The following is a 26,689-nucleotide window of genomic DNA, read 5'->3' as shown; positions in this document are numbered from 1 at the left end:
CCAGGCCGCCCAGTCCGGCCCGCGCACCGGCCCCGCCACGGCCGACGGCCACCGCCCCGTCGTTCCGCCGGGCCGCCTCGGCATCCAGCTCTACACGCTCCGCGACCAGACGGCCTCCGTCGGCTTCGCCAGAGTCTTCGAAGAGCTGGCCCGCTACGGATACGACGAGGTGGAGTTCGCGGGCTACACCCAGGGCTCGGCCGGCGCCATCACCCTGGCGCAGCTCAAGCGCCTCATGAAGGACAACGGGCTGCGCGGCATCGGCAGCCACGTCGGCTACTACTCGTCCGACCCGAAGGCGTACACCTTCGCCACCAACCTCACCAAGGTGCTCGACGACGCCCAGGCCCTCGGCCTGCCGTACGTGGGCACCGCCTCCGGGCCCAACCGCTACGGGAACACCGTCGACGGCTGGAAGCGCGCGGCCGCGGACTTCAACGCCTACGGGGCGGCGGCCAAGGCCCGCGGCATGCACTTCTACCAGCACAATCACGCGGACGAGTTCGCCTTCGCCACGGACAACCCGAAGGTGCGGCTCTACGACGTCCTCCTGGCCGAGACCGACTCCAGCCTCGTGCGTCTCGAAATGGACATCTATTGGGCTTATGTCGCCCAGTACCGCTTCTCCAAGCGGCCCGACGGCACGCCCGCGCCCTTCGAACCGCTCGACTACGTCCTCGCCGACCCCGCCCGCTACCCGCTCTTCCACGTCAAGGACGGCGAGCACGACGAGGCGGCACGCGACGGCTACCACATGGTGGACGTGGGCGACGGCGACATCGACTACCGGCACTTCCTGAGCCGCGTGGGCCGCCTGCCCAACCGCAAGTACCACAACTGGATCGTTGAACGAGACGACGCCGTCGACCCCGCCGCCAACCCCGCCGGCTCCCTCACCACGGCCCGCCGCTCCGCGTCCCACCTCCGCCACCTGCGGGGATAGCCACGACTCCGGCGCAGGACGGCCGGCCGCCGCCTGAGGCAACCACTCCGTGAGACGGCGGTTCCGTCCCTTACGTGCTCCTCGTCCGGGCCGGGTAATGTGCCCCACGATCACGCACTACCCGACCCAGATTGGCGACACCACATGAGCGAGTGGACGCCCGCCGCGCCGACCACGGCCGGCGGAGAACCGCGCTCCGACGCGGCCTCCGTATCGGACGAGGCGGCGCGGGAGCGGCTGCTGTACCTGCGCGGCTCCATCGACAACCTCGACGCCGCCCTGGTGCACCTGCTCGCCGAGCGCTTCAAGTGCACGCAGCAGGTCGGCGAGCTCAAGGCCCGGCACAGCCTGCCGCCCGCCGACCCGGCCCGTGAGGCCACGCAGATCGACCGGCTGCGCCGGCTCGCCGAGGACGCCAAACTCGATCCGGCATTCGCCGAGAAGTTCCTCAACTTCATCATCGAAGAGGTCGTCCGGCACCACAAAGCGATCGCGCAGAACGCGGGAGGGGACGCGGCGCACGGCGGCTGACAGCCGCCGTGCCGCGCCCCGCCCTACGGGGTCAGCCCGCCACCCCCGCCCGTTCCGCCGGCCGCTTCAGGAACAGCGACAGCACGGCCGCCAGCAGCCCCACACAGCCCGCTGTGGCGTACGCGCCGTCGTAGCCCCAGGCGGCCACCACCGCGGCGCCCAGGCCGCCGCCCAGCAGCCCGGAGACCAGCTTCGAGCTGTAGACCAGGCCGTAGTTGGAGGCGTTGTTGTTCTCGCCGAAGTAGTCCGGTACGAGGGCGGCGAAGAGCGGGAAGAACGCGCCGCCGCCGAAGCCGGACACGAAGGCGAAGACCAGGAACAGCGGCTGGTTGGCGCTCTCGCCCGCCCACAGGACGCCGAACTGCGCGAGCCCGAGGACGAGGCACACGTAGGTCAGCGTCAGTCGCCGCCCGAGGCGGTCCGAGAGCCAGCCCACGACGCCGCGCCCGGTGCCGTTGACCACCGACATGATGCCCATGGAGGACGCCGCGACCAGTGGGCCGAAGCCGACGTCCTTGGCGAACGGCACCTGGAAGGAGATGCCGAAGATCGACACACCCGCGGTGCACAGCAGGCACGCCCACATCAGGGGCAGCATCTTGGTACGCACCGCCTCGCGGGGCGTGAACTGACCCGCTGCCGGCGGGTTCTTGCGCAGCGCCTGCGCCGTCCGCCCCGTACGGGGACGCGCGAGCGGGTCGACGTGATCCGGCCACCAGTTCTTCGGCGGGTCCTTGAAGAACATCCCCGCCACCGCCGTCACCAGCAGCACGTACAGGCCCACCAGGTCCAGCACCCCGCGGTAGTTCCCGGCATCGAAGCCGTACGAGAAGAGGAAGATGAACGGCACCGCACCGTAGGCGAAGCCGCCGTTGACGAAACCCGTCTTGCCGCCCCGCCGCTCCGGATACCACTTCCCGACCGTATTGATGCACGTCGCGTACACCAGGCCGGAGCCGGTACCGCCGAGCACACCGAAGCCGACGATCGCCCACCACAGGGACGGCGCGTGCGCGAGGCTCACGAAGCCCAGCAGCGCCAGGCCCGAGCCGGCCAGCATCGCCGCCCGGCTGGTCAGTACGCCCTTCTCGCGCAGCCGGCCGGCCGGGAAGGCCACCGTCGCCTGGAAGAAGACCCACACGCTCAGCACCCAGAACGTTCCGGTGTGGCTCCAGTGGTGCGCCTCGGAGAGCGTCGATTCGGCGGCCCCGTAGGCGTACTCGAACACGCTGATGCCCATCATGGCCACCCAAGGCAGCAGCACCATGGTCCAGCGCGGATAGCCCAGGATCTCCCGGTCCGTGACACCGACCCGGTAGACCCGGCCCTGCGCGTCGGTGAGGTCACGTACCCGGCCCGCTCTCGGGGCCGTGATGTCCTCTGCGGTCATCTCACATCGCCTCCCTGCTGATCGGACGCGGATTGGGCTGGATGGCGCGCACGGCCGGCCGGCCCGGCTGGCGCAGGAACACGGCCAGCACGGCCGAGAAGAAGCCGATGCCGCCGGCGAGCACGAAGGCGCCCCGGTAGTCCCAGGCACCCACCACGACCGCGCCCAGGCCCGAGCCGACCAGCCCGGAGACGAGCTTGGAGCTGTAGACCATCCCGTAGTTCGTGGCGTTGTTGTTCTCACCGAAGAAGTCGGCGGTCATCGCGGCGAACAGCGGGAAGATCGCGCCGCCGCCGAATCCGGAGACCATCGAACAGATCAAGAAGAAGGGCAGGCTCTGCAGCGTCCCCGAGACGAGCACGCCGATCTGCGCGCTGCCCAGCACCAGGCACACGAAGATGAGCGTGTTGCGCCGCCCGTACCGGTCGGAGATCCAGCCGATGACGCCGCGCCCGGTGCCGTTGACGATCGCCTTCAGGGACATCGCGGTGGCCACGATGCCGCCCGCGAAGCCCATGTCCTTCCCGAAGGGCACCTGGAAGGCGATGCCGAAGATGTTGATGCCGGCCGTACAGAGCAGGCAGAACCACATCATCCACAGGGCGGGCGTGCGGGCCGCCTCGGCGGGCGTGTACTGCTTGACCGCCGGCGGGTTCTTCGCGAGCGCTCGCCGGATCCGCGGGTCGTCGGAGACCGACAGCGGGTCGACGTGCTCCGGCCACCAGTTCTTCGGCGGGTCCTTGAAGAACCACCCGGCGCTCGCCACGATCACCAGCAGCACCGCGCCGACGGAGACCAGCACCACTTGGTAGTTGCTGAGGTCCAGATAGGCGGTGAAGAGGAAGACGAATGGCACGGAGCCGTACGCAAAACCGCCGTTGACCAGGCCCGTCTTGCCGCCCTTGCGCTCCGGATACCACTTGCCGACCATGTTCACGCAGGTCGCGTAGACCAGCCCGGCGCCCGTCCCGCTGAACGCGCCGAAGCCGATGTACGCGACGACGACGTGCGGGGCGTACGCCAGGGAGAGGTACCCCAGAAACGTCCCCACGGCGCCCAGCATCATGGCGTTACGGGCCGGCAGCCGGCCGCTCTCGCGCAGCTTCCCCGCCGGGAACGCCACCGCCGCCTGGAAGAACACCCACACACCCAGCAGCCAGAAGATGTGCCCGCTGCTCCACAGATGCGCGTCGTGCAGGGTGTCCTCGGCCGAGGTGAAGGCGTATTCCGACGAGCTGATGCCCATCATGCCGACCCACGGGAGGAGCACCATCGTCCAGCGGGGCCGGCCCAGGATGTCCCGGTCGCGCTCGCCGATCCGGTACACCCGTCCGTTGCGGTCCCGCACCTCCCGGTACGGGGCACCCGCTGGGGCATCGGTTGTTGTCATGTCGAACCCCTTGCGTCGAAGAAGCCTGGCCAGCGCCCCCTGTCCGGTTCTCTTCGTGCTCGCGGGACTCGCACCACCGGGTCACGTCATGACGCGCCTCCCAGCAGCCCCGCCGCCCGTGCCCAGCGGTACTTCGCGCCGAGCACCGCGACCGGGCGCTCGGTGGTGTACGGGTACGCGACCACCCCGCGCTCGAAGAGGTACGCGCAGGCTTCCTCGACCTCGGTGTCTCCGGCGAGCGACGCCACCACCGGCTTTTCGATGCCCCGGTCGCGGAACTCCGCGACGACGCGGGCCGTTAGCTCGGCAAAGACCATGGGAGGGGTGACGATCGTATGCCAGTAACCCAGCACCAGCGCGTGGATGCGCGGGTCCTCCATGCCCAGCCGGATCGTCGCCTCATAGGTCGACGGAGGCTCGCCGCCGGTGATGTCCACGGGGTTGCCCGCCGCGCCGAAGGGCGGGATGAAGCGCCGGAAGGCCGCGTCCAGGTCGCCCGGGATCTCCATCAGCGACAGCCCGTTGTCCACGATCGCGTCGGAGAGCAGCACCCCGGAGCCGCCGGCGCCGGTGATGATGACGACGTTGTCACCCTGCGGCGTGGGCAGCACGGGCAGCGCTCGCGCGTACTCGAGCATGTCGTTCAGGCCCGGGGCCCGGATGACGCCCGCCTGCCGCAGGATGTCGTCGTACACCGCGTCGTCGCCGGCCAGCGCGCCGGTGTGCGAGCCCGCGGCCCGCGCCCCCGCGCTCGTACGCCCCGCCTTGAGCACCACGATCGGCTTCTTGCGCACGGTCTCCCGCGCCGCCTCGACGAAGGCACGGCCGTCCTTGAGGTCCTCCAGGTGCATCGCGATGCACTTGGTGTTCTCGTCCTCGCCGAAGTAGGTGAGCAGGTCGTCCTCGTCCACGTCCGACTTGTTGCCGAGCCCGACGATCGCCGAGACACCGGTCTTCGTGGACCGGGCGAAGCCCAGTATCGCCATGCCGATGCCACCGGACTGCGAGGTCAGCGCGACGGACCCCTTCACGTCGTACGGGGTGCAGAAGGTCGCGCACAGATCCTGCCAGGTGGAGTAGTAGCCGTAGATGTTCGGCCCCAGCAGGCGTACGCCGTACTCCTCGCCGATCGCCACGATCCGCTCCTGCAGCGCGTGCTCGCCGGTCTCCGCGAAGCCCGACGGGATCAGCACGGCGTTCGGTATCCCCTTGCGGCCGACCTCCTCCAGGGCCGCGGGCACGAACTTCGCGGGTATGGCGAAGACCGCCACATCCACCTCTCCCGGCACATCCATCACTGTCTTGTACGCCTTGCGGCCGAGGATGTCATCGGCCTTGGGGTTCACCGGGTAAATGTCCCCGGGGAAGCCGCCGTCGATGAGGTTGCGCATCACCGAGTTGCCGATCTTCCCCGGCTCGCCGGACGCGCCGATGACCGCGGCGGACCGCGGCCGCATCAGCCGCCGCATCGCGCCCAGGATCTCCTCGCGCGAGTAGCGCCGGCGCTCCTTGGCGGGACCTTCGCTGAGCAGTACGCGCACATCGGCGGCGACCACCCCGTCCGCCGAGGCGAACACCGGATTGAGGTCGACCTCCGCGATCTCCGGGAAGTCAGCGGCCAGCCGGGAGGCCCGTACGATCAGGTCGGCGAGCGCCGCGCGGTCCACGGCCGGGCGGCCCCGTACGCCACGCAGCACCTCCGCCGCCCGGATGCCGTCCAGCATCGACTCCGCGTCCGCGTGCGAGGCGGGCGCCAGCCGGAAGGTGACGTCCTTCAGCACCTCCACGAGCACCCCGCCCAGCCCGAAGGCCACGACCTTCCCGAAGGTCGGATCGGTGACCGCCCCGACGATCACCTCCTGACCGCCCTCGGGCACCATCTGCTGCACCTGCACGCCGCTGATCCGGGCCGCCGGGGCGTACGCCCGGGCGTTGCTCACGATCGCCGTGAAGGCGCCGCGCACCTCCGCCGCGGAGTTCAGGCCCACCCGCACCCCGCCCGCATCCGTCTTGTGCAGGATGTCCGGCGAGACGATCTTGAGTGCCACGGGGAAGCCGATCCGGTCCGCCAGCGCGACCGCGTCGTCCGCGCACTCCGCCAGCCCCTCGGCCGGCGTCGGAATCCCGTACGCGTCCGTGAGCAGCTTGCCTTCGGGAGCGGTGAGCGCGGTCCGCCCCTCGGAGCGCGCGGCCTGCAGCACGGCCCGCACCGCGTCCTTGTCGTACGCGGGCGCGGCACCGCCTGTGGCCGCCGCCTCTGTCGTCGTGTCCTGCGCCATCGGTCAGATCACTCCGTTCGCCTTGAGCAGTGCCACTTCCTCGTCGCCCAGCCCCAGTTCGCCGACGTACACCGCTTCGTTGTGCTCGCCGAGCAGCGGTGAGCGCTCGACGTCGACAGGGGAGTCGGACAGCTTCAGGGGCGAGCCGACGGTGGTGAAGGTGCCGCGCTCGGGGTGCGGGACTTCGACGACCATCTCGTTGGCGACCAGCGAGGCGTCCTCGATGATCTCCTTGGTGGACAGGATCGGACCGCACGGGATGTTGTGGGCGTTCAGCCGCTCCAGGACGTCCCACTTGGGCAGCGTCGAGGACCACTCCTCGATCAGCTGGAACATCTTCCCGAGCTTGGGAAGGCGTACCTCGGGAGTCGCCCAGTCGGGATCGTCGGCGAGTTCAGGGCGGCCGATCAGCTCGGTGACCGGCCGCCAGCCCACGGGCTGCACGATGACGTACACGTAGTCGTTCGGCCCGCCCGGCGCGCACTTGACGGCCCACCCGGGCTGCCCGCCGCCGGAGGCGTTCCCGGAGCGCGGCACTTCGTCCCCGAAGTCCTCGTTCGGATACTCGGCGAGCGGCCCGAGCGCGAGGCGCTGCTGGTCGCGCAGCTTCACCCGGCACAGGTTCAGTACGGCGTGCTGCATCGCCACGTTCACGCGTTGCCCGCGACCGGTGTTCTCCCGCTGGAAGAGGGCGGCGAGAATCCCCGCGACGGCGTGGATCCCGGTCCCGGAGTCGCCTATCTGGGCGCCGGTGGCGAGCGGCGGGCCGTCCTCGAAGCCCGTGGTCGACATCGACCCGCCCATGGCCTGGGCGACCACCTCGTACGCCTTGAAATTGGTGTACGGGCCCTCACCGAACCCCTTGATGGAGGCGTAGACGATCCGCGGATTGATCTCCTGTATGCGGTCCCAGGTAAACCCCATACGGTCCACCGCGCCCGGCCCGAAGTTCTCCACCATCACATCGGAGCGCCGGATCAGCTCGGTCAGGATCTCCTTGCCGCGCTCCGTCTTCGTGTTGAGCGTGATGCTCCGCTTGTTGCAGTTGAGCATCGTGAAGTAGAGGGAGTCGACGTCGGGCAGGTCGCGCAGCTGCCGGCGGGTGATGTCGCCGCTCGGCGCCTCCAGCTTGACCACGTCGGCACCCAGCCAGGCGAGCAGCTGCGTGGCGGACGGGCCGGACTGCACATGCGTCATGTCGAGGACGCGAATGCCTTCAAGTGCCTTGGTTCCACCGTGACTTGTCACCGCGCGGTCACCTCACTTGTACATCGTCTGGTTCATGGTTCCGGGGGCGTACGCGTCGGGGTCGACCCAGACGTTGATCAGCGACGGCTTGCCGGACTCCCGGGCGCGTTGCAGCGCCGGCCCGATGTCCGCCGGGTCGCGCACCTCCTCGCCGTAACCGCCGAGCATCCGCGCGAACTGGTCGTACGGCACGTCCCCGAGGGTGTTGCCGACCCGCTCCCGCGCGTCCCCGTACTTGGCGCGCTGCCCGTAACGGATCTGGTTCATCGAGGAGTTGTTGCCGACGATCCCGACGAACGGCAGGTCGAAGCGGACGAGCGTCTCGAAGTCCCACCCCGTCAGCGAGAACGCGCCGTCCCCGAAGAGCGCCACGACCTCCTTGTCCGGCCGCGCTTTCTTCGCCGCCATGACGAACGGCACGCCGACGCCGAGCGTCCCCAGCGGCCCCGGGTCCATCCAGTGCCCCGGCGACTTCGGCTGCACGACCTGCCCGGAGAAGGTGACGATGTCGCCCCCGTCCCCGATGTAGATCGAGTCCTCCGTCAGAAAGTCGTTGATCTCGCTCACGAGCCGGTACGGATGGATCGGATCGGCGTCCGACCGCAACTGCGGAAGCCGCTTCTCCAACGCCGTACGCTCCGCCGTCCGCAGCTCCTCGATCCACTCCTTCCGCTTGCTCGCCCCGCCGTTCAGCCGCCCCGACGCGGCCTGCGTGACGGCCGACAGCACGAGCCCGGCGTCCCCCACGATCCCCAGATCGACGTCGCGGTTCTTCCCCACGGTCCGGTAGTCCAGATCAATCTGGACGACGGTGGCATCGGGCGACAGACGCTTCCCATACCCCATACGGAAGTCGAAAGGCGTGCCGACGATCACGATCAGATCCGCGTTGGCGAACGCATACCGCCGGGAGAGCTGGAAGTGGTGCGGATCGCCGGGCGGCAGCGTGCCGCGCCCCGCGCCGTTCATGTACGCCGGTACGTTCAGCGTCCGTACGAGCTCCACAGCGGCGGCGGTGCCGCGCGTCGTCCACACCTGGCTGCCCAGCAGGATCGCCGGCTTCTCCGCGTGCGCCAGCAGATCGGCCAGCCGCTCGACGGCTTCCGGATCACCCGCCGTACGCGTGGAGGCACGATACTGCCCGGCCTTCGGCACCCGGGCCTTCTCACGCGGCACCTTCGCGTCCAGCACATCGCGCGGGATCTCCAGGAAGGACGGCCCGGGCGCGCCGTGGAAGCACTCCCGGAACGCCATCGACACCATGTCGGCGGCGCGCGCCGTGTCCGGCACGGTGGCGGCGAACTTGGTGATCGGCGCCATCATGTCCACGTGCGGCAGGTCCTGCAGCGACCCCATCTTGTGCTGCGTATGGGCGCCCTGCCCGCCGATCAGGAGCATCGGCGACTCGGCGCGGAAGGCGTTCGCGACGCCGGTGACCGCGTCGGTCGTACCGGGTCCGGCGGTGACCACGGCACATCCGGGCTTGCCGGTGATCCGCGCGTAACCGTCAGCGGCGTGCGCCGCGACCTGCTCGTGCCGTACGTCGACGACGTCGATGCCCTCGTCCACGCAGCCGTCGTAGATGTCGATGATGTGGCCGCCGCAGAGCGTGTAGATGACGTCGACGCCCTCCGCCTTGAGCGCCTTGGCGACCAAGTGCCCGCCGGAGATGAGGTCCTGAGTGCCCTGGGGGTCCTGGTTGTCGTCGGGCATGTGAAACGCGTCCCTTCGTAGGGTCGGCGACCGGGCCGAACTGCTCCAAGACCGGTCCCGGGGAGGCAGGTTCGGTCATTGGCCGGTCGATTGCATACAGTCGACGAATACTGTATGAACCTTGTTATCCCGCATCGGCTGATCGATGTCCAGGGGGCGTGCAGAGATCGATCCTTCGATCGACACAAGGAGCGGGCATGGACCTGTTCGAACACCAAGCACGAGAACTCTTCGACTCCTACGGCGTGTTGGTGCCCCCGGCCGAGGTGGCCCGCAGCGCCCCCGAGGCCCGCGCTGCCGCCGCCCGCCTCGGCGGCCGAGTGGTCGTCAAGGCCCAGGTCAGGACGGGCGGCCGGGGCAAGGCGGGCGGCGTGAAGATGGCCGCGGACCCGGCCGCCGCCGAGCTGACGGCGCGCCAGATCCTCGGAATGAACATCAAGGGGCATGTGGCACGGGCGGTAATGCTGGCCCAACCGGTGGATGTGGCCTCGGAGTTCTACATCTCGTACGTCCTCGACCGGGCCGGCGGAACGTTCCTGGCCATCGCGTCCGCCGAGGGTGGCATGGAGATCGAGGACGTCGCCGCCGCACGCCCGGACGCGGTGGCCCGCATACCCATCGACCCGGGGGAGGGTGTGACGGAGGCGCTCGCCCGCCGGATCGCGGATGCGGTACACCTGCCGCCCGACGTCGTACCGACCCTGCGCGCCCTGTGGCAGGTCATGGTCGCCGAGGACGCCCTCCTCGTCGAGGTCAATCCGCTGGTGCGGACGGCCGACGGGCTGATCATGGCCCTGGACGGCAAGGTAACACTGGACGACAACGCGCGCTACCGGCAGGCACGTTGGGGCATGGGGGAGGGGCGCGGGGAGGAGTACGGGGAGGAGTACAGGGAAGGGCATCCCGAGGGCGTCGCGCTCGGGGCAGCCGCGCTCGGGGCAGCCGGGGAGTCTTCGACGGACGCGCTCGAACGCTCGGCTGCCGCCAAGGGCCTGAACTACGTCAAGCTCGACGGCGAGGTCGGCGTCATCGGCAACGGCGCCGGACTGGTGATGTCCACACTCGACGTGGTCGCCGGCTGCGGCGCGCGCCCGGCGAACTTCCTCGACATCGGCGGCGGCGCATCGGCCCAGGTCATGACGGATGGATTAACCGTCGTACTGGCCGACCCGGCCGTGCGCTCGGTCCTGGTGAACGTCTTCGGCGGCATCACCGCCTGCGACGCGGTCGCGCACGGCATCGTCGCGGCCCTGGAACGCGTACGCCTGACCAAACCCCTGGTCGTACGCCTCGACGGCAACAACGCCGAACGCGGCCGAGCGGTACTGGACGAGTACCCCCATCCGCTCCTGCACCGCGCGGACACGATGGACGCCGCGGCGGAACGGGCGGCGGAGCTGGCGGGGGGCGTTGGGGGCTGAGGCCCCGCCTGCGGAATGCGGCGTACTGACGCCCTCGTACCGTCGCCCCCGTACTAACGCCCCCGTACTGACGCCCCCAAGGAGGCGCGTACTCATGGCAATCTTCCTCACCAAGGACAGCAAGGTCATCGTCCAGGGCATGACCGGCGCGGAAGGCATGAAGCACACCCGCCGCATGTCCGCCGCCGGCACCGAGATCGTCGGCGGGGTGAACCCGCGCAAGGCGGGCCGCGTGGTCGAGCTGGACGACCGGGCCGTGCCCGTTTTCGGGACCGTGCGCGAAGCAGTCGACCGTACGGGCGCGGACGTGTCCGTGATCTTCGTGCCGCCGGCGTTCGCCAAGGCGGCCGTCACCGAGGCCGCCGACGCGGGCATCGGCCTGGCCGTACTCATCACCGAGGGCATCCCCGTACACGACGCGGTCGCCTTCCAGCACCATGCCCGCCGCCGCGGCACCCGTGTCATCGGCCCGAACTGCCCCGGCCTGATCACCCCCGGCCAGTCCAACGCGGGCATCATCCCCGCCGACATCGCCCCGCAGCCCGGCCCCATCGGCCTGGTGTCCAAGTCGGGCACCCTCACGTACCAGCTCATGCACGAACTCCGCGGCACCGGCTTCTCGACCTGCGTCGGCATCGGTGGCGATCCGGTCATCGGCACCAGCCACATCGACTGCCTCACCGCCTTCGAAGCCGATCCCGACACCGAGCTGATCGTCCTCATCGGCGAGATCGGCGGCGACGCGGAGGAACGCGCGGCCGACTTCATCGCCGCCCACGTCACCAAACCCGTCGTCGCCTACATCGCGGGCTTCACCGCCCCCGAGGGCCGCACGATGGGCCACGCGGGCGCGATCGTCTCCGGCTCCTCCGGTACGGCAGCGGGCAAGCGCCGCGCACTGGAAGCGGCGGGCGTACGCGTCGGCACCACACCCACCGAAACGGCACGCCTGGTACGCGAACAGTGGGAGGCCCTGCGATGACACCGACACCGACTCCAGGACCGCATCCGACACCGACTCCGGGACCGACTCCGGCAGGGAAACCGACGCGGGTACCGGCACACCGAACCCCCGCGTCCTCCACGTCCCCCACCCTCTTCTCCGCCCCCCTCTCCCTCAAACCGGGCACAGCCTGGCCCGACGTCTGGGCGCGATGCCTGGCCGCGGCCCCCGAGGGATTCCACGACGACCGCGTACTGAACCTCTGGTCGGCTACCTGGCACGCGGACGGCACCCCGCTCCCCGTGACCAGTCCCATCGACAACGCCACCCCCATCGCGGGACCGCCCCGCCTGACCACCGACATCGCGGCCCGGGCCGTACGCGCGGCTCTCGACCAGCACCGCGCCTGGCGCCACGTACCGCTGCCCGAACGCAAGGCCCGCATCGCCGCCACCCTCGACGCCCTCGCCGCTCACCGGGAGCTGCTCGCGCTCCTCCTCGTATGGGAGATCGGCAAGCCCTGGAAACTCGCCCAGGCGGACGTGGACCGGGCGATCGACGGCGTCCGCTGGTACGTCGACGAGGTCGACGGCATGATCATCGGCCGGTCACCCCTCCCCGGCCCGGTGAGCAACATCGCCAGCTGGAACTACCCGATGAGCGTGCTCGTTCACGCCATGCTGGTACAAGCACTCGCAGGCAATGCCGTGATCGGCAAGACCCCGACCGACGGCGGCGTGGCCTGCCTCACCCTGGCTTGTGCACTGGCCCGCCGTGAGGGTGTGCCCCTCTCCCTCGTCAGCGGGTCCGGCAGCGAGCTGTCGCCTGCCCTCGTCCGCTCGCCGGAGATCGGCTGCGTCTCCTTCGTGGGCGGCCGCGACGCCGGCGCGCGCATCGCCACGGCCGTCGCCGACCTCGGTAAACGCCACATCCTGGAACAGGAGGGCCTCAACACCTGGGGCCTGTGGAACTACACCGACTGGCCCGCCCTCACACCCCTCCTCTCCAAGACCTTCGAGTACGCCAAGCAGCGCTGCACCGCTTACCCCCGCTTCGTCGTCCAGCGCTCCGCCTTCGCCGACTTCCTGGCCGCGTACCTCCCGGCCGTACGGGACGTCCGCTTCGGCCACCCCCTGGCGGTCGCTGACCCCGCCGACCCGCTCCCCGCCCTCGACTACGGCCCACTGATCAACGCGGCCAAGGCCAAGGAGCTCGCCGACCTCACCACCGAGGCCATCGCCCGCGGCGCCGTACCCCTCCACCAGGGCTCTCTCGCCGAGGGCCGCTTCCTCCCGTCCCAGGACACCGCCGCCTACCTCCCCCCGACCACCCTCCTCGCGCCGCCCCCGTCCTCACCCCTCCACCACGCCGAGCCCTTCGGCCCCGTCGACACGATCGTCCTGGTCGACACCGAGGCGGAGCTCCTGGCCGCGATGAACGCCTCCAACGGCGCCCTCGTCGCCACCCTCTCCACCGACGACCCGGCGACGTACGCCCGGCTGGCTCCCCAGATCCGCGCCTTCAAGACCGGCCACAACCACCCCCGCTCCCGAGGCGACCGCGCGGAACTCTTCGGCGGCACCGGCACCTCCTGGCGCGGCGCCTTCGTAGGCGGCCCCCTCCTGATCCGCGCCGTAACCGAAGGCCCACCCGGAGAAACCCCCCTCCCAGGAAATTTCCCCCACTACCACCTCACACCCCCACAACCCCCCACCCCTCTCACCTAGCCCCCGTTCCACCGCCCCACCCCTCCATCACGATCCGTGCCCCCACCCACCACCCCTCGTGACCAGCCCAAACACCCTCCACCACCACCCGCCGACCGCACACCGCTCCCCACATAACCCCCACTTATGCCTCCCCGCATACACGCGTGAAACCCACTCCGAAACCTTGGTATTGTTGTCCATGTCGCCGCGGGCAAGCCCCGCGCCGACGACACCTAGTCCGGGTGGCGGAATGGCAGACGCGCTAGCTTGAGGTGCTAGTGCCCTTTATCGGGCGTGGGGGTTCAAGTCCCCCCTCGGACACACTCACCCATGGAGCCCTGGTCGTTTGACCAGGGCTTTCGTGTTTTCTTGCCTCCTTGCCTGCCTGGAGCATGCTCAGGCTCCATGGTCTGACCTGCGTTTTTGCGTGACTGTGGCGTGTGGGTGTGTGTCGGGTTCACTCGGAGGACCAGCGGAGGTTCTCCGAGTGCGGTGTGGAATCGGAGTAATTGGCCCTGAGGTGGCCCTTCGGTTTCGCCGGAAGGGCACCGACGGTCGGGTGCGGGTTAGCTGCTCGTCGAAGCGGTATGGCGTCCCGGCGACGTCGCGGTGCTCCTGCCTGTGGGGGTCATCAGGCTGTCACATGACCTGGCTGGTCGCTCAGAGCGAGCCGGTCTGCGCCTCGTCTCATGGCCCCCATCGAAGCCCACTCAAGGCTGCTGTGACAGTTCACGCTCGCGCAGTCCCCACTGGACCGCGTCCCTTCTGCCTGCCCCGAATTCATGAGCTCACGGACATACGGTAGGGCGACTGCAGGCATGATCAGCACCTACCCGGAATCGGACGCGCAGCGGTTGTCAGGTGGACAGTTGGTGCCGGAGAGGAGGCAAGTGCCTCCGGCACCAGACTTCTCGGCCGGCAGACAGAACCTCGAGCTTCCTCGGCGAGCCTGAGTCGATAGCGAAGGCGAGTAGTGCTTCGACGGCAGCCTGTTCGTCGTCAGCCGCGAAGCGCCGATAGCCGCCCATCGCCGTTGGTCCGCCAAAACCGACCGCCGTGAATGATCACTCTTGACGCGCGCAGAACAATGCCTATTTGATGTGCGTTACTTGTGAGGTTCTTGTGAATACGGGGTGGGGGGCGTGGGGTTAGGGTGGGGGCGCCATCAGGGCGTTATGAGCAAGAGAAGACGCATGGGTGCGTCTCGGACAGGTGTGCTCGCAGCAGGCGCGATGGTTGGTGCGTTGCTCGTGGTGCCTGTTCCCGTCTCTGCGGCGGCTGAGGAGCCCGCTGCACTTTCGGAGGGGCAGAAGGCGCTTGCCCAGGCGAAGGAGACCGGGCAGCAGGTCGAGGTTTCGGGGGAGCGCATGGAGCGCACGACGGTCTATGCCAACCCTGACGGCTACACCTTTTCGCTTGAAGAGTCGGCGGTACCGGTCCGGGTGGCTGCGGACGCCGGAGGCTGGGCAAAGCCGGATCCGACCCTTGAGCAGCGAGCCGACGGGTCCGTCGGGCCCAAGGCAGCGGCGACGCGGATGTCGTTTTCCGGCGGTGGCGACACGGCGCTAGTGAAGATCGAGGACCTGGGTCGGTCGCTGGAGCTCGGATGGCCGGAGAAGCTGCCGAAGCCGCAGCTTGCGGGAGACAGCGCTCTCTACCCGGAGGTACTGCCGGATGTCGACCTCAAAGTGACGGCGTCGGTCGAGGGCTTCCGGCACGTACTGGTGGTCAAGTCTCCGGAGGCCGCGGCCAGGCCGGAACTCAAGCAGATCGATTACACGCTGCGCACGCATGAGCTGAAGGTCCGCGAAGGGACGGGCGGAAACCTGACGGCTACCGACGGGGACGGCAACACGGTCTTCAGGGCGCCACCCGCGCAGATGTGGGACTCGGCGGGCGCGGCCACTGAGACGGGGCAGATGGCGGTGAAGGGCGGCTTATTCAGCGCAGCTGGCTCGGGTAATGCCGCTCCGACTGCGGAGGGGGCAGCGCAAGGTGTGGAGCCGGCGCCCGGCGACCACGTCACGACGATGGACATCGAGGTGTCCAAGGACGCTCTGGCGGTCAAGCCTGATGCGGAGATGCTCACGAAGACCGATGCGGCCGCATTCCCGCTGTACATCGATCCGACAGTGACGTGGAGCGAGTCGGAACGAACACTGCTGCGCTCGGACGGCTACGAGAGCTACGGGTGGGGCAACGGCGACGACGGTCTCGGCAAGGGCGCGGGGAAGTGCGGCACTTGGCACAACTACTCCTGCGGGCCGGGATACGTGCAGCGCCTCTACTTCGAGTTCTCGCCGGCCAGTCTCAAGGGCAAGAAGGTGCTGGATGCCACGTTCCGGATCACGGAGCCATGGGCTTTCCAGTGCGATCCGCGCTGGGTGGACCTGGTGCGTACAAACAACATCTCCTCCTCCACGACATGGTCCTCGCGCCCCAAAGAGCTGGACTGGATGGGAGACCGCAGTGTGTCGGCGGGGCGTGGGTCACTGTGCGATCCGGACTCCCCGGACGCGCCTATCGAGTTCAATGACAACCCTGACGAATCCAATGAGAATCTGACTCCGACAGTGCGGAACTTCGCGGCGGGCAAGTTCTCTCGGCTCACCCTGGAGATCCGGGCGCACGACGAGTCGGACACGGGCGCGTGGAAGCGGTTCAAGAACGACGCCGTGCTCTCGGCGAAGTTCGTCGGGTTGCCGGCCAAGCCGACGGGCATCGGGCTCGTCACGGGGTCGGGAACGGTCTGCGAGAAGGAGGAGTCCGATCCGGCCGTCGTCTCGGACCCGACGCCCTCCCTGACTGCCACGGCGCAGACCGCGTCGGGGGGCGAGAAGGACGCTCAGCTGCGGGTGTATTTCGACGTCGACCGTAAGAACAGCGACTCGAGCTGGTCGGATGCCGACGCGGGCAATGGGGATTTGCGGCCCTCGACTGGCTATGTGGGGGACGGCACCAAGCTCTCGATGCCGTGGTCGACACTCCGGGAGCACACGCTGTACCGGTACCGGGCCTGGGTGCGCTCCTACTACGACGGGAGCAGCTATCTGTCCGGGCCCTCGAACGCTTCGACGACGGGGTGGTGCTACTTCAAGGTCGACCCGACCGCACCGAAGGCGCCCAAGATCACGGTCGGCTCTCCGTACACCCCGTGCACTCCGCAGGACTGTGTTCCGCATGGCGGTCCGGGGCAGAAGGCGACCCTGACGTTCGCCCCGGCCAGTGGTGACACGAACAACGTCAGCTACGCCTACAAGCTGAGCACGTCGGCCTCCTGGTCCAAGGCGGTACCCGCAGCCAAGCCGACGGTGACGGTCACACCGGGCAGGTCGGGAACGTACCGGGTGTTTGTCCGGGCCACCGATGGCATCGGCAGAGCAGGTGCGCTGAGTGTGCTGGACTTTCTCGTCGACCCGGGCGAGGGCGCCGTCGGCAGGTGGCACTTCGACGAGGCGAGTGGCGCTGCGGTCGACTCGGCGACGGCGGGCGGGTCGACGCGTCATGCCGCCACGCTCTCGGGCGGCGCGACGCGTGACGACCGCGGACGTCGGGGCCTGATCACGCACGACGCGTCGGGCGTGCCGCTGGAGAAACCCGTCACGGACAGGGGCATGTCATTGAACGGGGCCGGAGCGTACGCGGCCACCAGCGGGCAGGTGCTCGAAACCCAGTCTTCCTACACGGTCTCTGCATGGGCGCGGGTCAACCCTGGAGCGACCGGAATCATGACCCTGCTCAGTGTGGACGGCGGTGAGAACAGCCCCTTCTACCTCTCGTACGGCGCCGACGGGGTGAAGGATTGGAGCGTACGCATGCTGTCCAAGGACCCCACGACCGGTAACAAGTGGGCCAAGGCACGTGGCAAGCAGACGAGCCCCACGGGTGTGTGGACGCATGTGGCCGCCACCTACGACGCCGACAACAACAAGGTGCGGTTGTACCTCAACGGGGTCCTGCAGTCCGAGGCCGATACGGGAACGCCCTGGCCGGCCAGTGGGCCCTTGCAGATCGGCAGGGCGAAGTGGGGCGGCGAGGCCGTCGACTCGTTCGACGGATCGGTGGACGAGGTCGCCGTCTGGCAACGGGCCCTCGGGGAAGCGGAGATCGCCGATGAGGCTCGCCTGCTGACCTCCGAGGGGTATGCGGGCGCGGAACTGATTGCGGACTGGAATCCGTCGGGCGCCGCCGGCACCACCCTCGTGGACACGACCTCCGGCTACGGCAGGGACCTGAAGCTGACGGGCGGAGCCTCCCTCGACGGCGAGGCTATCGCCCTCGACGGCACCGACGACGCCGCAGCGGCGGAGGGCCCCCTGGTCGATGACACGGGATCGTTCACGGTGACGACCGCTGTGGAACTGGGTGGTGACGTGCTCGCCGGCAAGAGCGCGGGCTATACCGGGCAGGTGCTCGGTCAGCGGACGGCGGACGGATCGGCCTGGGGTTTCTGGTACGAGCTGACCGGCAAGGACACGGTGCTCGACGAAGAGACAGGTGCGGAGCGAACCGTGCCCGTGGGCAAGTGGCACTTCGGACGGTTGACCGCCGGTGGCACGTTCAGCTCCGTCGTCTCCGACGAGGTAGCAGAGGTGGACAGTGCCGCCCGGCTGACCGGCGTCTTCGACGCCCAGGCCGGCACGATCAGCCTCTACCTCGGGCACAACCGCAACGGCGACGAGCAGGCGTTCACGGCCTTGGCGGGTACGGGGGAATTCTCCGTCGGCCGCGGGTTCACGAGCGGTGCCTGGAAGCACTATCTGTCTGGCCGCATCACGGACGTGCGGATGTGGGCGGGTGCGATGGCCGGCTCGGAGCAGATCGACACGAGCGTGGGCGACTGACGTCTGCCACGGTACGGGCGATGGCAGGCCATCGCCCGTACCGACCCTGCGCGGAAACGCGCGCTGACTTGGTGACTTCTCTTTCCGGACGGTGGGGCGGAAAATCATGGTATTTGGCAACAACACCTCAAGATGCCGTGAGGCGGGGAGGCGCCGCTACGGTCGCGCCGTCACAGGCGCAGTCTCGTTGTCCCTGCTGATCTCTTTAGGGGGCCTCCCGGCCACTGAAGCCAACGCGGGCGGCATGGGCCGCCCAGACCTGCCCGCCCAGCGGGTGAGCGAGGTCAAGAAGGTCGGCGGCCCTGGTGCCGGGAAGGCACGCAAAAAGGCGGCCGAAGACAGAACGGCCAACGTTGGGCAGGCGAAGCGAGCCGCGGCGGAGCGAGCGGCTGCCTGGCCGAAGGCCGGCGAGGCGATCGTCGCACTCGACACGAAGGCCAAGGACGGTGGCACCGCCTCGCCGGGCGGGATGCCGGTGACCATGAAGGCCAAGAACGCGGCGGCTGCCCCGGCGGGGGCCGAAGCAAAGGTCACGGTGCTGGACCAGAAGGCCGCGAACAAGGCAGGTATCACCGGCGTACTCCTGACCACTGCCGCCAACCTGTCGGGCGGCGCCGAGGTGAGCATCGACTACAGCGACTTCGCGAGCGCGATCGGCGGCGGCTGGGCCGGACGGCTGCGGCTGGTCAAGCTCCCCGCATGCGCGCTGACGACGCCGGAGAAGGACGCCTGCCGCCGGCAGGCGCCGCTGAAGTCCGAGAACGACCTGGTACACCAGTCCGTCTCGTCCCGGTTGACGTTCGCGGAAAAGAAGACAACGACCCGAGCGCGTAGTGCAGCCGCGGGCGGCACAGTACTGGCCCTGACCGCCGCACCAGCAGGCGGGGGCGAGGCGGCGTCTGGGGCGGGTGACTACACCGCGACCGACCTTTCGGCGGCGTCCTCGTGGCAAGCCGGCAACAGCGCGGGATCCTTCACCTGGAAGCAGGACTTCCCACTGCCTCCCGCAGCCGGCGACCCAACGCCGACACTGTCGTTGTCGTACGACTCCGGCAGCACCGATGGCCGCACATCCAACACGAACAACCAAGGCACGCCCGTAGGGGAGGGCTTCGGGCTGACTGATTCCTACATCGAGCGCTCCTACGAGAGTTGCGATGACGCCGGTCACGACGAGGTTTTCGACCGGTGCTGGAAGTACGACAACGCGCGCCTGGTGCTCAACGGAAAGTCTTCCCAGCTGGTGAAGACGGAGCAGGCCGGTGTCTGGCGGCTGAAGAACGACGACGCGTCGCGGGTGACCAGGTCGACGGGCGCGGACAACGGCGACGACAACGGCGAGTACTGGACCGTCGTCACCGGCAACGGGACGAAGTACGTCTTCGGTCTCAACAAGCTCGACGGCGCCACCGACCAGCGCACCAACTCCACCTGGACGGTGCCGGTGTTCGGTGACGACTCCGGCGATCCCGGCTACACCAAGGGTGATGTGTTCGCAGACCGGGCAGTCACCCAGGCATGGCGCTGGAATCTGGATCTGGTGGTGAGCGCCCAGGGCAATGCCGCCACGTACTGGTACGCCAAGGAAACGAACCACTACAAGAAGAACAAGGCGGAGACGGCCAACGCCTCCTACACCCGCGGTGGCTACCTCAAGGAGATCGACTACGGGCTTCGCAAGAATGCCCTGTTCACCGATGACGCCGACGCGAAAGTCACCTTCGACCACGCGGAGCGCTGCACAGCTTCGGATTGCTCCGAGCTGACGAAGGAAACGGCGCACAACTGGCCGGACGTTCCTTACGACGCGGTGTGTTCGGATGGTGACAAGGAATGTGACGCGGCCGGGCCCTCTTTCTTCACGCGCAAGCGCCTGACCGGGATCGACACCTTCTCCTGGTCGGCCGCCGACAAGAAGTACCAGCCGGTCGACTCCTGGCAGTTCAAGCAGAAGTTCCTCGACGGCGGTGACATCGGTGACAGCACCGACCAGACGCTGACGCTGGAATCGGTCACCCGCACGGCCAAGGCGGGCACACCGATCACCGAGCACCCCATCTCGTTCACGTATCAGATGCGCCCGAACCGGGTGGACGCCACTGATGACATCCTGCCGCTCACCCGGCCGCGCATCTCCACGGTCACCTCGGAGACCGGCGCGCTGACCACGGTGACGCTGTCCCAGCCGGAGTGCCGGCGCAGTGAGGTCATCGACGCCGCCGAAGACACCAACACCCGCCCCTGCTATCCCCAGTACTGGAACATCAACGGTGCCGAGAAGGCGTCGGTGGACTGGTTCCACAAGTACCGCGTCCTCGCCGTGGTCACCTCTGACCCCGCCGGTCACAACGAGGCGGTCGAGAACGCCTATGAGTACGCCGGTGCGGCCTGGCACCACGATGACGACCCCTTCGTGCCGAAGGACGAGCGCACCTGGTCGGGCTGGCGCGGCTATCGGAAGGTGACGGTGCACACCGGTGCGCTCAACACCACCCGATCCAAGACGGTCTCGCTCTACATGCAGGGCATGGACGGCGACAAGACCAAGGGTGATGCCGCCCGCGACGTCAGCGTGTCCCCGCTGGACGGTCCGGACCTCGGCATACCGTCCGTCGCCGACAGCGATCAGTACGCCGGACAGCTGCGCGAGCGGGTCGTGTACGACGGGACCACAGCGGTCACCGCGACGAGGAACGACCTGTGGTCCAAGGAGACCGCACGGCAGTCGGTACCGGATGCCACCGATGACGCAGCACGGTACGTCCGCAGCGCCAGAACAACGACGTACGCCTACCTGACTGCGGCCAAGTCCTGGCGGTCCCGCACCGTCGCTCAGACCTACGACGACTACGGCATGGCAGTTGCCGTCGACGACTCGGGGGAGGAGGGCAAGGGCGGGGACGAGACGTGCACCCGGACCTGGTACGCACGCAACGACGACGCCGGCATCAGCACCCCTGTCGGTCGCGTGCGTACTGTCGGCAAATCCTGTTCCGTCGCCGACAGCGACCTGTCACTGCCGTCTTCCTCCGCTTCGCGTGGGGACGTGCTCTCCGACACGGCCACGGTGTACGACGACCCGAAGGCCACCGAGTGGACGGCCGGGCAGAAGCCGACAAGGGGAGAAGCGACCTGGACGGGGCGGGCGACAGGCTACGCGGCCACGGCCGGAGCTACGGGTGATCGTCTGCCGACCGGTTGGCAGACGGTGAGCACAACGGAGTACGACACGCTCGGCCGCCCGGTCAGCGAAGCGGACGCCGCGGGGAAGGCTACGACGACTGCGTACACCCCAGCCGACTCGGGGCCGCTGACACAGGTGGCCAGGAGCAATGCGAAGCAGCACAAGACGACCACCGTCATCGACCCGCGGCGCGGCCTGGAGCTGCGCACCTATGACCCGAACGCGAAGAAGACCGAGCTCGCCTACGACGCACTCGGACGTCTGACCAGCGTGTGGCTGCCGAACCGGAGCAAGGCCGCGGGCCAGCCCGCGAGCAGCACCTTCGCCTACCAGCTCAACACCACGACTCCTTCGTGGGTGTCGACCTCGACCCTGAAGTCCGACGGCAAGACCTACAACACGCGTTACGAGCTCTACGACGCGCTGCTGCGCCCGTTGCAGACCCAGTCGCCCACCCCTCAGGGCGGCCGAATCCTGACCGATACCCGCTACGACTCGCGAGGTCTGGTGTACGAGACGTACGCCGACATCTTCGACAACACCAGCTCGCCCACCGGCACGTACACCCGGGCCGAATACGGGGAGTCGCCGACGCAGACCGCGATCGTGACCGACGGGGCGGGCCGCGAGACGAGCCGCAGGGTGTTCTTCTTCGGCAAGGAACGCTGGTCCACCACCACGAAGTACACCGGTGACTCCACCGCCACGACAGCGCTCAAGGGAGGCTCTGCACAACGCACCATCACCGATGCGCGTGGGCGTGCGGTTGAGACCCGTGAGTACGCCGGGACCAGCCCGGCGGACAAGCAGTTCGGCGACACGGACGGCACCGCCTACTCCTCCGTGAAGACGCGCTACGGGCTGGACGGCCAGGAAACCGGGATCACCGGGCCGGACGACGCGAAGTGGGGTTACGGCTACGACCTGTTCGGCCGTCGCATCTCCGTCGACGACCCGGACAAGGGTAAGGCGAGCACCGCATACAACACGCTCGACCAGGTGATCAGAACCACCGACGCACGCGGAAAGTCGATCCTCACGGAGTACGACGAGATCGGCCGGATCACCGGCACTTGGGCGGGGGAGAAGACCGACGACAAGCGGCTCACCGCGCACACCTATGACACCGTCGCCAAGGGTAAGCCGAGTACCTCGACGCGCTATGTCGGCGGTGCCGGCGGCAAGGCGTACACCAGGGCGGTAACCTCGTACGACAGCATCGACCGGGCCGTCGAGACCGAGCTCCGTCTTCCCGAGGACGACCCCCTGGTCAAGGCCGGCGCATCCGCCACCCTCAAGTTCTCCAGCTATTACAACATCAACGGCACGCTGAAGAACACGACGGAACCTGCCCTGGGCGGCCTGCCGTCGGAGACGGTCGAGCGGGACTACACCGGCCTCGGCCAGGTGAAGTCCATCAGCGGAACCACCGGCTACCTGCTGGACACCGACTACTCAGCGCTGGGTCAGCCACAACAACTGGTTCTGGGCGCCGCCAACACCGAGGACCACCGGAAGACCTACATCACCCAGACCTACGAGGAAGGCACAGGACGGCTGACGGACAGCCGCGTCACCGACCAGACCCACCCCTACACGCTGCAGGACCTGCACTACACGCTGGACGAGTCGGGCAACGTCACCTCGGTCGCCGACTCGGCCACGCTCGGCGGCACCGGCAAGGCCGAGACCCAGTGTTTTGCCTACGACGGGCACCGGCGCCTGACCGACGCCTGGACGCCGGCTTCACAGAAGTGCTCCGACGCACCGAACGCCGACAACCTCACCGGGCCGGCCCCGTACTGGGACAGCTACACCTACAACGACGCCGGGCAGCGCACCACTGAGACGAAGCACACCGCCAGCGGTGACGCAAAGACGACGTACTGCTACATCGGTTCCCAGAAACACACACTGACTGGGACGAGCGTCAAGGGAGACTGCGACGCACCCGACAAGAGCTACGGCTATGACGAAGCCGGCAACACCACCAAGCGTCCGGGCAAGGACGGCGCTCAGGAGCTCGGCTGGTCCGACGAGGGAAAGCTCGCGAAGGTCACCGAGGGTTCCGCATCGACCGGCTACGTATACGACGCTGACGGCAACCTGCTCATCCGCAGCGACACGGATGGCGAGCGGGTCCTGTACGCCGGCTCGACGGAGTTGCACCTGAAGAAGGACGGCAAGACATGGGCGCAGCGGTACTACGGCACGGAGGAACTGACCGTGGCGCTGCGGACCAACCAGTCCGGTAGCAACAAGCTCTACTACTTGGCCGGTGACCATCACGGCACGTCCAGCCTGGCTGTCGCGTCCGATTCCAAAGCGGTCGTGAAGCGCTACACAACGGTCTTCGGAGCCGTGCGAACCAAGGGGTCCATCGGGGACTGGGTCGATGACCGAGGTTTCCTGGGCAAGACGCACGACACGGGAACGGGCCTGACGCACATAGGGGCACGGGAGTACGATGCTGAACTGGGTCGGTTCCTCAGCGTTGACCCCCTCCTCGAAACGGCGAAACATCAGTCTCTTAACGGTTATGGGTACGCCGAGAACAATCCCGTTTCTCTCTCTGACCCCACTGGTCAGGGGTCGATCTCCTGCACTGGATCGGCCTGCGGGCTCGACGTGATCATCTCGGACATCGTTGTGGCGCCGCCATTTTCTTCCAGCGGCGCAAGCGGTGGTGGCAGTGGCGGTGGTGGCTTCCCATGGCTGGGCAGCGCACCCACCACGAGCAACGGCTGGACGGGAACGCCCTCTTTGCCGTTGCCCAAGCCGCCGCCGCTGCTCAAGGGGCCTGATCCGCTGACGGTCATGTACAGCGACCCCAAGACTCGGGACCTTGTGAAGATGCTCCTCGACATGCAGGCCGTGAACAGGACGCCGTCCGGCAAGCTGGCCAATGGCGACTTCGGAGGTGACGGGAAGGTCAAGGAAGGTGGGCCCTGGTCGCTGGCGTTCCGCTGGCTGTGGGGGGCGCCGGCGGGAAAGACCACGACCGCCAATCAGTCGTTCGACGGGGACGATGAACTCACCCAGTCGCTGATCAAGAGCACGAGCATGGCTGACGCGCGCACTAAGGTCGTCACTCAGTTTGTCGACTTGGGGACCAAAGAGGACCGTGCGGATTACAGCGTGACCAAGAACCAGGACGGAAGAGACCTGAACGTGGCGCAGATGGCCAACGTGTACGCCTCCGACTTCGGCGGACTGGCGACCGGAAAGGAAGATCGTGAGGCGCAGGGCGTCCTTGGTTCGTATGCGCTGAAGTACACGATCAAGAAGAGCAAGGGCAACACACTTGTGGTCGATTATCATGCCTGGACCGACATTAATAACGAGTCCTTCGCGCCGGGCCATGCCGCATGGCAAGAAGTTTTCAACGGCGCCCCCAAATATACGGGTGGGTTCACCGCTGGCTTCCGGGTCGACGTCCGTTGGCAGGAGACGATCTACAAGTGAAGATTGCTATAGCACTCCTGGGTGGCTGCCTGGCGAGTATGGCGGTACCGGTGCTGGTCGTCCTCGGACTCTTTGCGCTGGCCAGCTGCCAGACCAGTGACGCAACGCTCGACTCCGCGCAGATTGTCGGTACTTGGAAGGGTGACGGCGGGGCTCGGGTCGAGTTCCACAAGGAGGGGACCTTCGAGGTGACGAGCGTCCCCCGCAGCGCAGTCGACGACGGTTCCATGGATCTTCCGTCCGGGAAGGGAAAGCTCTCCGGGAGGGGGACGTGGGACATGAGGGACGGTGATCACCGGACCGGGTCCATCACTCTGCACTTCGACGCCGCGGGCTCATTCGCCGACACGGAAGTGGCACTGCTCGAAGTCCAGCAGGCCGGCGATAGTCCGCAGATGTACTTCGATGTGAATCCGGACCGCAATTACGGCTACGAGATCCGGCGAGTGCGGGGCAGGTAAGGGGCAAGCGCTCCGCCGGCGCGCTCACGAGGAATAGTCCGTGTCCGGCTCTCCGCAGTGAGGGACCGGACGCGGACGATCCGCGAGAGGTCCGCTGACGCCCGGCCCCGCTGGGCGCGGCTGCCCCGCTCACGCAATGCCACCGGTACTTCTACCACGGGCCCCGTCCACCAGCTCGGGTACGCCGGCACCACCTCGTCTGTACTCGGCGGAACGCCCAGATGTCGCGCACCGTGCAGCCCGATTGCGGCGACGGCGGTGTCGTGTGCGTCATCGGGCGTCGCCTCGTCGAACCACCGAGCGACGCGCAGCAGATCCTGGGCGACGCGACATTTCGCCGGAGGCAGAGGGCAGCATCCATTTGGCGTTGGCGAGCAGCGACTGCAGAGCACGCAGCGTGGCGTCGCGCAGCTGATCGACCTGGCTTCCTTGTCCGCTGCACCCGGGTCTCGGACAGGCTGCCTGCCGGTGCCCCCATAGGACCGCCGGTGTGGCTATCGATTGCTTCTAGCACACCAGGCAGCCATGGCCACTACCTCTCCAGGGCCGATCTAATCCGAGGCGCGCGGAAAGCCAATCGCCTGAACGTAGTCGAGCAGTAGCTCTTTGAACTCCTGGTACTCGGCGCCGTCCAGGTCGTACCGCGCCAGAACCTGTCCAAGGTACGCGTAGAAGTCCCGCACAGAATCCGCGAACTCGGTGAACTGCACGAATAGCGTGCTGATGCGCTCCAGCGCGTCCTGTGGCGCGACACCGCCGGGCTTCTCGGCCAGCTCCCGCAGTCCACGCTCGACCAGCGCCAGTAGCTCACTGCTCACCTCTCGTACCGCATCCGCCCCGGCCAGAACCTCATCCGCGTCCCACTGGATCCGCTCGCCCAATTTGGACAACTGATAGCGGGACCTGGACCGCTGGTACTCGGTGATGCTCGAACGCCTTCACCGTGTGGCTGCTGCGCGACAGATTGCCCCAACGCACCAGCTGCTCCGGCCGGGACGTGAGCGTCTCTGCATCGAGCGAGGACGGCAGTCCGCTGGAGTCGTCCAGTTTCGCCAACGCATCCAGCACCGCCAGGCCCGCCAGCAGGGTGCGGCAGAACGCCCGCATGATCGCGACATACTCCAGTCGCTCAGGCGCGCTGAAATATGCGTACGCGCTCAGCCGCTGC

16 protein-coding genes and 1 tRNA gene are annotated in these 26,689 nt (G+C 68.1%); 9 read left to right on the top strand and 8 right to left on the bottom strand.

Annotated features, from left to right (window positions below):
- Together ABT381_RS05275 and ABT381_RS05270 are read left to right on the top strand one after the other, a co-directional pair.
- On the top strand, nucleotides 1-943 hold a 943-nt coding region (locus tag ABT381_RS05275), incomplete at its 5' end, for a sugar phosphate isomerase/epimerase family protein (RefSeq protein ID WP_351587953.1).
- Between the two features lie 144 nt (nucleotides 944-1,087).
- A complete protein-coding gene (locus tag ABT381_RS05270; protein ID WP_351587950.1) occupies nucleotides 1,088-1,474 on the top strand; it encodes a chorismate mutase in 387 nt (128 codons plus the stop codon).
- Nucleotides 1,475-1,505: 31 nt separating this feature from the next.
- Here the strand turns inward: ABT381_RS05270 and ABT381_RS05265 are convergent, their stop codons facing one another.
- From ABT381_RS05265 to ABT381_RS05245, 5 genes are all read right to left on the bottom strand, one after another.
- A complete protein-coding gene (locus tag ABT381_RS05265; protein ID WP_351587947.1) occupies nucleotides 1,506-2,864 on the bottom strand; it encodes an OFA family MFS transporter in 1,359 nt (452 codons plus the stop codon).
- A gap of 1 nt (nucleotide 2,865) precedes the next feature.
- Nucleotides 2,866-4,254: an OFA family MFS transporter gene (locus ABT381_RS05260; RefSeq protein ID WP_351587944.1), complete on the bottom strand. Its 1,389-nt coding sequence runs from the start codon at nucleotides 4,252-4,254 to the stop codon at nucleotides 2,866-2,868.
- 86 nt (nucleotides 4,255-4,340) lie between these two features.
- Nucleotides 4,341-6,533, bottom strand: a complete 2,193-nt coding sequence (locus ABT381_RS05255) for an acetate--CoA ligase family protein (RefSeq protein WP_351587942.1) — start codon at nucleotides 6,531-6,533, stop codon at nucleotides 4,341-4,343.
- A gap of 3 nt (nucleotides 6,534-6,536) precedes the next feature.
- Nucleotides 6,537-7,781 carry a formyl-CoA transferase gene (gene frc / locus ABT381_RS05250; protein WP_351587939.1) on the bottom strand — a complete coding sequence of 415 codons (1,245 nt, stop codon included), beginning with the start codon at nucleotides 7,779-7,781 and terminating at the stop codon, nucleotides 6,537-6,539.
- Nucleotides 7,782-7,793: 12 nt separating this feature from the next.
- Nucleotides 7,794-9,494 (bottom strand): thiamine pyrophosphate-binding protein, encoded by a 1,701-nt coding sequence (locus tag ABT381_RS05245; RefSeq protein WP_351587936.1) that lies wholly within the window; start codon nucleotides 9,492-9,494, stop codon nucleotides 7,794-7,796.
- A gap of 197 nt (nucleotides 9,495-9,691) precedes the next feature.
- Between ABT381_RS05245 and ABT381_RS05240 the strand changes: the two genes are divergently transcribed.
- The 7 genes from ABT381_RS05240 to ABT381_RS05210 all read left to right on the top strand — a co-directional run bounded on the left by ABT381_RS05240 (nucleotide 9,692) and on the right by ABT381_RS05210 (nucleotide 25,521).
- A complete protein-coding gene (locus ABT381_RS05240) occupies nucleotides 9,692-10,915 on the top strand; it encodes an ATP-grasp domain-containing protein (RefSeq protein WP_351587933.1) in 1,224 nt (407 codons plus the stop codon).
- 94 nt (nucleotides 10,916-11,009) lie between these two features.
- Nucleotides 11,010-11,897 (top strand): succinate--CoA ligase subunit alpha, encoded by an 888-nt coding sequence (gene sucD, locus ABT381_RS05235; protein WP_351587930.1) that lies wholly within the window; start codon nucleotides 11,010-11,012, stop codon nucleotides 11,895-11,897.
- On the top strand, nucleotides 11,894-13,585 hold the full coding sequence (locus ABT381_RS05230; protein WP_351587927.1) for an aldehyde dehydrogenase family protein: 1,692 nt from the start codon (nucleotides 11,894-11,896) through the stop codon (nucleotides 13,583-13,585). The genes sucD and ABT381_RS05230 overlap by 4 nt, the downstream gene beginning before the upstream one ends.
- A 218-nt stretch (nucleotides 13,586-13,803) precedes the next feature.
- Nucleotides 13,804-13,888, top strand: a tRNA-Leu gene (locus ABT381_RS05225).
- An 854-nt stretch (nucleotides 13,889-14,742) separates the two neighbouring features.
- Nucleotides 14,743-18,411, top strand: a complete 3,669-nt coding sequence (locus ABT381_RS05220) for a LamG-like jellyroll fold domain-containing protein (protein WP_351587923.1) — start codon at nucleotides 14,743-14,745, stop codon at nucleotides 18,409-18,411.
- A 106-nt stretch (nucleotides 18,412-18,517) separates the two neighbouring features.
- Nucleotides 18,518-25,060 carry an RHS repeat-associated core domain-containing protein gene (locus ABT381_RS05215; RefSeq protein ID WP_351587920.1) on the top strand — a complete coding sequence of 2,181 codons (6,543 nt, stop codon included), beginning with the start codon at nucleotides 18,518-18,520 and terminating at the stop codon, nucleotides 25,058-25,060.
- A complete protein-coding gene (locus tag ABT381_RS05210; RefSeq protein ID WP_351587917.1) occupies nucleotides 25,057-25,521 on the top strand; it encodes a hypothetical protein in 465 nt (154 codons plus the stop codon). Before ABT381_RS05215 ends, ABT381_RS05210 begins: the two co-directional genes overlap by 4 nt.
- Here ABT381_RS05210 and ABT381_RS05205 read toward each other — a convergent pair.
- The 3 genes from ABT381_RS05205 to ABT381_RS05195 form a co-directional block, all read right to left on the bottom strand.
- The gene (locus tag ABT381_RS05205) at nucleotides 25,491-25,913 is read right to left on the bottom strand and encodes a DUF2397 family protein (RefSeq protein ID WP_351587914.1); all 423 of its coding nucleotides are present in this window, start codon (nucleotides 25,911-25,913) and stop codon (nucleotides 25,491-25,493) included. The two genes, ABT381_RS05210 and ABT381_RS05205, sit on opposite strands and share 31 nt — an antisense overlap.
- A 159-nt stretch (nucleotides 25,914-26,072) precedes the next feature.
- Nucleotides 26,073-26,402, bottom strand: a complete 330-nt coding sequence (locus ABT381_RS05200) for a DUF2397 family protein (protein WP_351587911.1) — start codon at nucleotides 26,400-26,402, stop codon at nucleotides 26,073-26,075.
- A complete protein-coding gene (locus ABT381_RS05195; RefSeq protein WP_351587965.1) occupies nucleotides 26,371-26,628 on the bottom strand; it encodes a hypothetical protein in 258 nt (85 codons plus the stop codon). Before ABT381_RS05195 ends, ABT381_RS05200 begins: the two co-directional genes overlap by 32 nt.
- Between the last annotated feature and the right edge of the window lie 61 nt (nucleotides 26,629-26,689).

Source organism: Streptomyces sp. NPDC000151, assembly GCF_040301705.1.
Taxonomy (GTDB): domain Bacteria; phylum Actinomycetota; class Actinomycetes; order Streptomycetales; family Streptomycetaceae; genus Streptomyces.
Note: the sequence above shows the minus strand (reverse complement) of the source record. Positions and strands in the feature narration are given on the sequence as shown.

Coding starts and splice junctions, on each gene's coding strand:
- sucD (WP_351587930.1), top strand. CDS start 11,010: ATGGCAATCTTCCTCACCAAGGACAGCAAGGTCATCGTCCAGGGCATG.
- ABT381_RS05270 (WP_351587950.1), top strand. CDS start 1,088: ATGAGCGAGTGGACGCCCGCCGCGCCGACCACGGCCGGCGGAGAACCG.
- ABT381_RS05230 (WP_351587927.1), top strand. CDS start 11,894: ATGACACCGACACCGACTCCAGGACCGCATCCGACACCGACTCCGGGA.
- ABT381_RS05260 (WP_351587944.1), bottom strand. CDS start 4,254: ATGACAACAACCGATGCCCCAGCGGGTGCCCCGTACCGGGAGGTGCGG.
- ABT381_RS05265 (WP_351587947.1), bottom strand. CDS start 2,864: ATGACCGCAGAGGACATCACGGCCCCGAGAGCGGGCCGGGTACGTGAC.
- ABT381_RS05255 (WP_351587942.1), bottom strand. CDS start 6,533: ATGGCGCAGGACACGACGACAGAGGCGGCGGCCACAGGCGGTGCCGCG.
- ABT381_RS05215 (WP_351587920.1), top strand. CDS start 18,518: ATGGTATTTGGCAACAACACCTCAAGATGCCGTGAGGCGGGGAGGCGC.
- ABT381_RS05240 (WP_351587933.1), top strand. CDS start 9,692: ATGGACCTGTTCGAACACCAAGCACGAGAACTCTTCGACTCCTACGGC.
- ABT381_RS05220 (WP_351587923.1), top strand. CDS start 14,743: ATGAGCAAGAGAAGACGCATGGGTGCGTCTCGGACAGGTGTGCTCGCA.
- ABT381_RS05245 (WP_351587936.1), bottom strand. CDS start 9,494: ATGCCCGACGACAACCAGGACCCCCAGGGCACTCAGGACCTCATCTCC.
- ABT381_RS05195 (WP_351587965.1), bottom strand. CDS start 26,628: ATGCGGGCGTTCTGCCGCACCCTGCTGGCGGGCCTGGCGGTGCTGGAT.